This window comes from Flavobacterium ranwuense (genome assembly GCF_004349315.1).
In the GTDB taxonomy this organism is placed as follows: domain Bacteria; phylum Bacteroidota; class Bacteroidia; order Flavobacteriales; family Flavobacteriaceae; genus Flavobacterium; species Flavobacterium ranwuense.
The window spans coordinates 238,352-247,093 of the sequence record NZ_SMLH01000005.1 but is presented as its reverse complement, the minus strand read 5'-3'; the positions used below and the strand labels follow the sequence as shown (position 1 = coordinate 247,093).

The following is an 8,742-nucleotide window of genomic DNA, read 5'->3' as shown; positions in this document are numbered from 1 at the left end:
TGGTTTTTTCACAGCCTGACGTTCCCGCGCTACAAGCAGTTTGGGATTAAATTAAGCCCTATCTTCGGATTTGCCAAATCTTTCAAATACAAAACCATATTTAAATTAAGCCAATTGCCCAAATTGCTTGTAGCGTGTGTTGTATGCTGTATTTATTTCTCGTAATTCCAATTTAATTTCTCTTCAATTGAAATTGCTTTAAAGATTTGGAATGCAAATTCAGCTAATTTTATTATTAAATATTCAAACTTTTTAAAGTCGAGTTCAATTTTCAAATGTTCATTAGTAATTTCCGAATAACTAAATAAAAATTCGAATATTTTATTGTGATATTGAGTTTTATCTATTTTTGATTTGTTTATTACTGATTTAGAATGAGTAATTGAATGACGTACTTCAGACAATATTTTTAGTAATTCTCCAAATTTTATATTTGTATTATTCTCTTTAGATAATTTTTGTAATGTTTCTTTTCCAATCTTTTTAACTGCTTTATAAAGTAAATCACCTCCCTTCATATCTTCTCTAGTGAGTTCTCCCTCAATTTTAAAAGCTATTTTGATTTCTTCTCTGAAGTTTAAATCATTTTTTGCTTTATAAAACACACAATCTTTGAAGAATTTCTCAAGAGACTCATATGATTGACAATACATTAGACAAAATTCTCGAGATAGAACACTTATCATTTCACTTTTGTAATTTTCTTTGGAGGTACTTTTAAATAATCCTGAATGAAAAGGTAAAACCCAGCCATTATCAGTTTTTCCAGTCCAATCACTTAAAATTAATGTAGAATTAGAATTAAATACAGAACCAGTTTGTGTGTATTTTTCAAAATCTAAAGTAATTACTTTATTTAATCTTCTGCAGTTGTGAATAAATTCAAGTAAAGTTGAAAAGTAGTTGTCAAGAAATATTTTGTATTCATTATTCATATATAAGTTAGATTATCTGATTCTGCGGAAATATAGCATACAACTTGTTTATAGGTGTGACAAAATCACACAAAGCCACCCAAATTTGGGTAGATATGTGTGATAATTATCACACAATATTTAATTTCAAATATATTGATTTTTTCTTACAAATCATCAAATGGGCTTTTTATTTGTTGAATACTTTTCGTACTAACGTGCGTGTAAATTTCGGTGGTCTTGCTACTGCTATGACCTAATAATTCTTGAATATATCTCAAATCCGTTCCGCTTTCTAAAAGATGTGTAGCATAGCTGTGACGTAACCAATGTAGTGTAACAGGTTTTGTGTTCCCCACTTTTTGAAGAGCTTGTTTTAAAACGCTTTGTAAACTATATTCAGAATACATTTCTCCCACATTTTGTCCTTCAAAAAGCCAAGTTTTAGGTTTGTAGGCTATATAATATTCACGAAGCATTTTTAATATTTTGGGAGATAATGGCGCTATTCTATCTTTTTTGCCTTTTGCGTTTTTTAGTAACACAATATTTCTTTTAGAATCAATATCTGAGAATTTTAAATTTAAAAGTTCACTTCTACGCAATCCGCAACTGTATATCATACTCAACATTGTTTTGTGTTTAATGTTAGAATGAGCGTTTAGGATTAATTTTACTTCTTCTTTACTCAAAACATTTGGTAAACTTTTGGATCTTTTTGGACGGTGAATGGCATCAACTACTATAAGTTTATTTTGGACGGTTCTATAAAATAATTTTAAAGCATTGACAATCTGATTTTGGTATGAAGCCGAAAGGTTATTTTTTAAAATATAGTCGTTATTGTAGACAATCACATCCTCGTTAGTAATATCAGCAATGGGTTTTTCTCTGTAGAAAACCAAGAATGATTTCAAAGCTTCGCTATAGGAGGTAAGGGTGCTTTCGCTATAGCGTTTAGAACGAAGCCATTGCTTGAATTTTTCTATATGAACAATTCCCTCGGGTGAAGGGAGAGAGTTTGCTAAGGATTCTATTTTAAAGCGTTCTCTGTTTTCGATTGTGTCCGGGATGTGCCAAACTGTTTTTTGCTGGCTCCATCGGGCCCCTTCTATTTGTTTTATGCGGGCAATCAGGTCCTGATTTTTTTCAAAATAAACGGCAATTCTATTTTCGCTTTTGTGTTTTATAAGTTTTGCTGCCCAAGTCATATTGTGTTGGTTTTGTGATTGAAAGATACTGATTTTTTCACAAATATTGTTTTGTTAAGTCAAAGGCTCTTATGTACTGAGGCTTTTTTGCGAGAGGGATAAAAGTGGAAATCCTTTTATGAAGCGTAGCGGAATAAAAGATTAAAACGGATAGCCCGACCCGATTTTTCAGCGGGTCACGCCCAAAGTTTGAGTTTTAGAAAGGGAATTGGAGTTTTTGTATTACTAATTTTTAAATAAAAAGGTAGTGGATTTTGCGAAAAACTTTGCGAACTTTACGGTCAAATAAATGAATATGAAAATAAATCCAAAAAACGGAATTGACAAGCTCATTTTCGGAATGAAACAAAATGATGTTACCGCTATTTACGGGAAACCAGACAGGAATTACAAGGACGAGGATGATAATGTGATTTTTGCCTACAACAAACTAAAAATGCGTTTGACTTTCTATGTGGAGGAAGAATTTAAATTGGGATATATCGTGGCTTCCAGCCCGGAAATGGAGTTGTTTGGGAATAAAATTATCAATAGAAAAATCAGCGAAGTCAAAAAAGATTTGGTTGCCAAAGGAATAACTAAATTTACTCAGGAAGAATTTGATACGTTCGAAAACTATTTCAATGAGGAAAACTGGATTATTTTTCAAACGGAATTTGATGAGGTCGTGAAATTCGAAATTGGTGCTATCATCAATCAAAAAGATGAATTTGACTGGAAATTTGGAAAGAAATAATGGCTCCTAAAAATGGAACGCTGATGACGCGGATAATGGCCAATTTCTATTGGTTTAATCAGTACTTCAAGGGAAATAAATTATAAAAACAAACCCGACAGATTTTGAAGTCTGTCGGGTTTGTTATTTGTAATTTTTTGAAATTTATTGTTTTTGAGCTGCTTGTTTTTCCAGCATTTCCAATTCGAAAATAAGTGTTGTATTAGGAGAAATAACGCTTCCGGCACCTCTTTCTCCATACGCCAAATTTGACGGGATAAAAACCACTGCTTTGTCTCCAAAGGACATGTTCTCTAAACCTTCAATAAATCCTGGAATCATACCGTCTTTTTTTCCTGCTTCAAAAGGGAATGCTTGGTAGCCGTTTTGAGCGGCACGGTTTGCATCAAATTTTCCGTAGCTTTTACAAACTTCTTCATAACTGCTGTCAAACAGCGTTCCATCTTCAAAATAACCGGCATAATGAAAATAAAAAGTCGTTCCGTTCGCAGGTTTTACGCCAGTTCCTTTTTGTGTTATTTTGTATGCTAATCCTGATGGAGTAATGGTCGCACTTGCTTTTGTAGTGGCTAAATACGCTTTTTTTGCAGCTACAACAGGACTGTATTTTTCAGTGTATGCTCTTTTGGCTTCAGCTTCAATTGCAGCATGTTTTGCTTTGTTTTCAGCATTAATTAAATCCTGTTTCTTTAGGTCTTCGGATTTATTATTGAAATAATCTGCGAATACTTTTGGCGCATCAAATTTTTTGGCTAAAACTCCTTTTCTAACGATAGTAATTTTAGTAATAACGTCATTTTGAGCAATCGAGTTGACCACATCCATTCCCGCTGTAACATGACCAAAAACTGTATGTTTTGGGTCTAACCAAGAGGTTTCTTTGTGAGTGATAAAAAATTGGCTTCCATTGGTAGCTGGGCCGGAATTAGCCATAGAAAGTATACCGGCTTTGTTGTGTTTTAAGTCTGTAAATTCATCTTTGAAAGCGTATCCGGGACCACCAGAACCGTTTCCGGATGGATCACCGCCTTGAATCATGAAGTCTTTAATCACACGATGAAATTTTAAACCATCAAAGAAAGGTTTTCCTTTTAGTTTTTCATCTGTTACAAAAGTATTTTTACCTTCAGCAAGCGCTATGAAGTTAGCTACGGTAACCGGAGTTTTTTTGTATTCTAATTCAAGTACAATATCTCCCTTGTTTGTGGAAACCGTTGCAAAAATCCCTTCGATTGCTGCAGGTGCTTTCACTACTGGTTTTTTTACCGCTGGTTTTGCCGCAGTTTTTACGGTTGTTGCCGGTTTTTTAACCGGAACAGTTTTCTTTGTAGTTTGAGAATGCAGGTTTAGCATTCCCAGAAATAATAAAAACAGAATTTTAAATTTCATTTTTTAATAATTTAAGGTCTAACTTTTTTAATCTGTTATTGTTGAGGCATTGTTTCCAATAATTCAATTTCAAAAATGATATTAGCGCCTGGCGGAATTACGCCTCCAGCGCCTGCTTCTCCATATCCTAATCGAGATGGAATAAAAATTACAGCTTTGTCTCCAAAAGATAATTTTTCCAGTCCTTCAATAAAACCAGGAATCATGCCATCTTTTTTCCCAGCTTGGAAAGGGATGGGTTGGTATCCGTTTTGAGCCGCTCTGTTTTCATCGTATTTTCCAAAAGTTTTAGAAACACTTGCTACACTTGCGTCAAATAATTCTCCGTCTTCCAGAAAACCGGCGTAATGTATGAAAACATGGGCGCCATTGGCAGGTTTTTTACCGCCGGCTTTCTTAGTGATTACATATTGCAATCCTGTAGGTGTTTTTGTAGCTTTGGCTTTTAAAGTGGTAAAATAAGCGATTTTTTGTTCGCGAACTTCCTTGTATTTCGCGTCGTAATTTTTTTTGTTTTCAGCAGCAATGGCGGCTTTTTTCTTTTGATTTTCAGATTCTACTGAAAAATAATCATTGAATGTTTTTACAGCATTAAACTTTTTGGCGGCTTCACCATTTCTGATGATGGTAATTTTATTGATGTAATCATTTTGTACAATCTTGTTTACAACATCCATTCCTTTTTCTACGACATGCCCAAAAATAGTATGCTTTCCGTCTAGCCAAGGTGTTGCAATATGTGTGATGAAAAACTGACTGCTGTTAGTTGTAGGTCCATTATTGGCCATAGCCAAAACGCCACTTTTATCAAATCTTAAATCTGAAAATTCGTCTTTAAACTTATAACCGGTATCTCCTGATCCTGTTCCTAAAGGATCACCCGTTTGAATCATAAATTCTGGAATTACCCTATGAAATTTTAATCCGTCAAAAAATGGTTTGCCTTTAAGGTTTTTATTAGTGACAAATTCATTTTTCCCTTCTGCTAAAGTCACATAGTTGGCAACGGTTATAGGTGCTTTTTCGAAATCTAATTGTACAATTATTTCCCCTTTATTGGTCTCTATTTTTGCATATAAACCATCAGGAAGATTGTTGTGCTCTTCTTTGCAAGAGTAAAATGAAGCAATAACTAGGAATACGAATAGGATCTTTTTTTTCATTTCTAAATTTAATTTATTGAGTTATAGTGTCTTTGGGTTTTATTACGGCTTCGGTTTCTTGTTTGGCTGGTGCAGGTATTGCTTTTAGTTTGGCTTCACTTTCTTTTTTATACACTGCTTCCGACTTAAAATCACGTAAAGTTACTGTACAAATTAAGGGCTGATTGGTGCCTATTTTTTTGTCGTCACCGTGATAACCATACCCCATATTTGATGGAAAAAGGAAACTTACTTTTTCGTTTTTTCGCATTAGTTTGATACCGTCACGCAATCCCATCATGATGTTTTGTTTGTCTACATAATAGATTTGTGGTCTTAATTCTAATTCAGAATAGATAACAGTACCTTTTAAATCTTTTATTTCGTAGTCAAAAAAAGCAACATCTCCTTTTTTTGGAGTAAGGGAATTGATTTCATTTTTGGTCACATAAGTATACCAATATCCTTTTTTGGAAGCGATGTATTTTACATTCGGATTGCTTTTTATTAAAGCTTCAATTTGAGTTTCTTCGTTGGCAACCAGTTTTTTATTGCGTGCGATTGATTTCTTCATGAAGCTCCCGGAAGTCTGTGAAAGAGGCTTTCTGGCATCCTGATGCTGTTTACATCCTGAAACGAGTATGGATAAAAAGAACCCAAATACGATTAACGTACTAAATTTTGACATCTGTTATATTTTTAACGTTGTTACTAAATCTTCAAATTTTCGGATCGTTTCTTCCATCGATACTTCTGATTTTCCACCGGCAGCATTGCGATGTCCTCCACCATTGAAATGATCTCTGGCAAATTGATTGACATCAAAATCACCTTGTGAACGAAATGAAATCTTGATGATTTTTTCTTCTTTATTTTCGATAAATATAGCAGTAAAAACGATTCCTTTTATACTTAATCCGTAGTTTACAATTCCTTCTGTATCACCTTTTACATAATCAAAAGTATTCAACTCGTCTTGAGTAAGCGTAGTGTAGGCGGTTTTATGTTCCGTAAGCACTTTCATATTTTGAAGTGCTCTTCCCAATAATTGTAATCTTCCAAAAGAGTTGTTGTCAAATAATAAGGTTGGAATCTCCGTATTCTCGACACCTAAATCAATTAATTCAGCGATAATTCGATGGGTTGTTCCTGTTGTTTTTGGAAAACGAAAAGAACCTGAATCGGTAAGGATTCCAGTGTAAATGCAAGTTCCTATAGTTTTATCAATATCTTCTTTTTTTCCAAGAAATAAAATGAAGTTATAAATCATTTCACAAGTAGATCCAAACGAGATATCTGAATAAGTAAATGTTGCATAATCATCTGGTTTTTGATGATGATCTATCATGATAAATGGCGCTTTTAGCTTGGCTAGCACTTGTTCCATTTCACCAGTACGGTGCAAAGCATTAAAATCTAAAGTGAAAATAAGTTCCGCGTCTTCCAGTATCTTAGTACAGTTTTCTTTATCTTTTTCGTATATTTTTATGGTTTCTGATCCTGGCATCCACGCCAGAAAATCAGGAAATTCATTTGGGGAAACCACCACAGGATGATGGTTGTTTTTTAATAAAAAATGATATAATCCTAAGGTAGATCCCATAGCATCCCCGTCAGGACCGCGGTGTGGGATTATGGCAATCTTTTTTGGAGTTGATAATAACAACTGTATCGCTTGAATGTCTTGTGTTTTCATAGATTGCGAAATTACATTTTTTTAATGTAAAGTTGAAATCATTAACAGGAATTTCACGGATTATTAAAGGCATTATTTTTCTATTTCTCTTTTTTTTGAAATGATTTCTGGGGTACAGACAATTTCAGTGGGAATCAATGTTTTAGTTTTTTAAATTAGGAATTAAATCCTGGAATCTATTTTTTAGGAGTGCTTTTTATTTTAACAATGATTTTCTGGATCTCATTATTAAGTACTGTCATGTTAGCATCATACTTATCAGTGTTTTCATTTAATTTTTTATAGGCAAGACCATAGAATTCCATCCTTAATTCGCAGTATTCAATTAAAGTTTCATTTTGAAAGTGTATTGCTTCTGGAAGATATAATTTGTCAAGTTGCTTTAGTAGAATTATGTTTTCGTTCCAATAATAAATGCCCCGGTCCTTAATTTTAGACAATGTATTTTCTTTACTGTCACCATAAAAAGACGTGTAAGATTCCAACGCCATTTTCTCCATGTCTGCAAAATCTTGTATTCCTCCTTGATATTCAATGATTTGATAGATGTATACTTTTGAGTTTTTGCTAAGTGTAAATAAACCTACAGTTAGAATTAGTGTTGCCGAAGCGACTACTGAAATTCCAGTTGTTCTGTTTTTAATTAATAAGGCTAAGATTACGCCAAATAATAATCCTGAAAGTAGCCCTCCAATATGTGCTGCTCCATCAATACCTTCTTTGAAACTGCTAGCGATATTTAAGACAATCAAAGTTCCTATTGTTATCAACAGCGAGCTATTTGCTTTTTTGTCAATGGTATTAAACAGGATGGAGACCAATAAAATGCCATACATTCCAAAAATAGCTCCTGACGCACCAGCACTAACAATATTGGTATTGTAATATAAACTGGCTAAGCTTGCTACCAGGCCACAAAAAAGATAAGTTAGCAGGAAATCTCTTTTTTTTAAGTACGATTCTAATAATAAACCAACATACGCCAGCGCATAACAATTCATTAGTAAATGAAAAATTCCTATATGTAGAAAACAAGCTGAAATCAATCGCCACCAGTGATTTCCGATTGTCAAAGGACCGTAGTTTCCACCCCAATCAACAATATCTTGTGTTTTTGGTACAAAGATATTGACTCCCGAAAAGCTCATTAAAAGAAAAATCAGAATGTTTATATTGATGAGAATCGGGGTGATGAAATAATCTTTGGTAGGTATGAATATTGAGAAAAATGAATAAAAGTGGGTGATGCTTCTTGATTCTTCGATCTCTGAATCCTGTTTTGTTGTTTCACAATTTATAAAATCCCTCAGTGAAATTTTGTCTAATGCTAAAATGGATTCCTCTTTTTTTATTTCATAAAATAAATCCAAAAAAGCATCAATGTTCTTTTGATTTCTTCCGCGGTCATAGAGTTGATTTCCATTGCTAAAGCTAGTGATCAAAGGGTCGTGATCCTCTAAAGTAATAACAATGGTTTCATTCCAGGTGTTTAAAACATTTTTTGATTGGGCTTTTAATCCGTTTTCATCTATTTGAGTTAAGTCCCACTGTAGTTTTTTAGTGACTTCAATTGCTATAAAAATAAGCTGCAACTTCGATAAGTTATTCAGAGGAATGTATTGAGAAAAAGTAGAAGGGTTTCCAAAAGCCATAC

General features: G+C 33.6%; 8 protein-coding genes. 1 reads left to right on the top strand and 7 read right to left on the bottom strand.

What is annotated here, in order from left to right; genetic code table 11:
- Nucleotides 1–152: 152 nt before the first annotated feature.
- Together E0I61_RS11020 and xerA are read right to left on the bottom strand one after the other, a co-directional pair.
- A complete protein-coding gene (locus tag E0I61_RS11020; RefSeq protein WP_132071404.1) occupies nucleotides 153–935 on the bottom strand; it encodes a hypothetical protein in 783 nt (260 codons plus the stop codon).
- Nucleotides 936–1,081: 146 nt separating this feature from the next.
- Nucleotides 1,082–2,125: a site-specific tyrosine recombinase/integron integrase gene (gene xerA, locus E0I61_RS11015; protein WP_132071402.1), complete on the bottom strand. Its 1,044-nt coding sequence runs from the start codon at nucleotides 2,123–2,125 to the stop codon at nucleotides 1,082–1,084.
- Nucleotides 2,126–2,420: 295 nt separating this feature from the next.
- Between xerA and E0I61_RS11010 the strand changes: the two genes are divergently transcribed.
- Nucleotides 2,421–2,861 carry a hypothetical protein gene (locus E0I61_RS11010; protein ID WP_132071400.1) on the top strand — a complete coding sequence of 147 codons (441 nt, stop codon included), beginning with the start codon at nucleotides 2,421–2,423 and terminating at the stop codon, nucleotides 2,859–2,861.
- A 144-nt stretch (nucleotides 2,862–3,005) separates the two neighbouring features.
- On the opposite strand, the gene E0I61_RS11005 is transcribed toward E0I61_RS11010, so the two are convergent.
- The 5 genes from E0I61_RS11005 to E0I61_RS10985 form a co-directional block, all read right to left on the bottom strand.
- Nucleotides 3,006–4,250: a peptidylprolyl isomerase gene (locus E0I61_RS11005; protein ID WP_132071398.1), complete on the bottom strand. Its 1,245-nt coding sequence runs from the start codon at nucleotides 4,248–4,250 to the stop codon at nucleotides 3,006–3,008.
- Nucleotides 4,251–4,285: 35 nt separating this feature from the next.
- Nucleotides 4,286–5,413 carry a peptidylprolyl isomerase gene (locus tag E0I61_RS11000; protein ID WP_132071396.1) on the bottom strand — a complete coding sequence of 376 codons (1,128 nt, stop codon included), beginning with the start codon at nucleotides 5,411–5,413 and terminating at the stop codon, nucleotides 4,286–4,288.
- A 13-nt stretch (nucleotides 5,414–5,426) separates the two neighbouring features.
- Nucleotides 5,427–6,080: a gliding motility-associated peptidyl-prolyl isomerase GldI gene (gene gldI, locus E0I61_RS10995; RefSeq protein WP_132071394.1), complete on the bottom strand. Its 654-nt coding sequence runs from the start codon at nucleotides 6,078–6,080 to the stop codon at nucleotides 5,427–5,429.
- A 3-nt stretch (nucleotides 6,081–6,083) separates the two neighbouring features.
- Nucleotides 6,084–7,088 carry a DHH family phosphoesterase gene (locus tag E0I61_RS10990; protein ID WP_131994367.1) on the bottom strand — a complete coding sequence of 335 codons (1,005 nt, stop codon included), beginning with the start codon at nucleotides 7,086–7,088 and terminating at the stop codon, nucleotides 6,084–6,086.
- Between the two features lie 176 nt (nucleotides 7,089–7,264).
- Complete coding sequence (locus tag E0I61_RS10985) at nucleotides 7,265–8,740, bottom strand: rhomboid family intramembrane serine protease (protein WP_131994370.1); 1,476 nt, start codon at nucleotides 8,738–8,740, stop codon at nucleotides 7,265–7,267.
- Nucleotides 8,741–8,742 lie beyond the last annotated feature (2 nt).